This window comes from Streptococcus oralis subsp. dentisani, from assembly GCF_002096615.1.
Classification (GTDB): domain Bacteria; phylum Bacillota; class Bacilli; order Lactobacillales; family Streptococcaceae; genus Streptococcus; species Streptococcus oralis_U.
The window spans coordinates 1-263 of record NZ_NCUX01000019.1 but is presented as its reverse complement, the minus strand read 5'-3'; the positions used below and the strand labels follow the sequence as shown (position 1 = coordinate 263).

The following is a 263-nucleotide window of genomic DNA, read 5'->3' as shown; positions in this document are numbered from 1 at the left end:
CTCAAGCTTGTGCTTGCTGATACTGAAGCACTAATTGAAGCTGACACGCTGTTGCTCAAGCTTGTGCTTGCTGATTCAGATGCACTAATTGAAGCAGACACGCTGTTGCTCAAGCTTGTGCTTGCTGATTGGCTAGCACTGATTGAAGCTGACACGCTGTTGCTCAAGCTTGTGCTTGCTGATTGGCTAGCACTGATTGACGCTGATACGCTGTTGCTCAAGCTTGTGCTTGCTGAGTGGCTTGCACTGATTGACGCTGATAC

The 263-nt window shown here is 48.7% G+C and carries 1 pseudogene; it reads right to left on the bottom strand.

The window, feature by feature from the left end:
- Positions 1–263: pseudogene (locus tag B7708_RS00155) on the bottom strand (LPXTG cell wall anchor domain-containing protein); the annotation flags it as partial.